At 64.6% G+C, this 659-nt stretch carries 1 protein-coding gene and 1 pseudogene; both read right to left on the bottom strand.

The window, feature by feature from the left end; all coding sequences use genetic code 11:
- A pseudogene (locus EN994_RS34200) lies at positions 1–331 on the bottom strand (phosphoesterase); the annotation flags it as partial.
- Between the two features lie 14 nt (positions 332–345).
- On the bottom strand, positions 346–659 hold a 314-nt coding region (locus EN994_RS34195), incomplete at its 5' end, for a hypothetical protein (protein WP_127308292.1).

The following is a 659-nucleotide window of genomic DNA, read 5'->3' as shown; positions in this document are numbered from 1 at the left end:
CCGCCACGAAGATGAAAAGGGCGGTCGCCGGCCTGCGGATAAGCAGGAGATAGACGATTACCGCCGTCACGATCAGCACCAGCACGCTGCCGCTGCCAAGGCTTGTGATGTCGCGCATCGCCCCTTGCAGCCACATCGGGCCGATCGGGCTGTCAGGCCGCCCCGCCTGGCGGAAGGCGAGCAGTATTTCGGTGTCGAAGGCGTGCGGGGTGGTGGCGCGCGCCATCTCCATCAGCTCCTCGAATCCCCAAAGGCCGGCCGCGATGACCAGGCCGGCCAGCAGCACCGGGAATTCGACCCGGTTGAGCAAAGCGTTCGCGGCATTCTTCATCGGCAATCCGCCCGTTACAGCCGGCCTTGCAGATAGGGTCCGAGCGTGATCAGCGCCACTGCGGCGATCGCCAGCATGATGCCGGTCGCCTGCAGCGCGTTGACGCGCTCGCCGAAGAAGACCAGTGCCACGACGTTCACCGAGACCAGCTGGATGACGGCAGACAGGCTGAACGACACCGACATGCCGAATTCGCGGATCAGCCGCAGCATGATCAGATTGCCCAGCGAATAGAGCGCCAGCGTCAGCGCGATCTTGCCAAGGCTCGGCGCCAGGCCCCATTGCTTGGCGGCTGTCGCCGCCAGCAGGAAAATGACCGTTGAAAAGC

The sequence above is a fragment of the Mesorhizobium sp. M7A.F.Ca.CA.002.09.1.1 genome (genome assembly GCF_003998555.1).
GTDB lineage: Bacteria > Pseudomonadota > Alphaproteobacteria > Rhizobiales > Rhizobiaceae > Mesorhizobium > Mesorhizobium ciceri.
The sequence above is the reverse complement of the archived record's forward strand: the minus strand, read 5'-3'. Positions and strand labels throughout refer to the sequence as shown.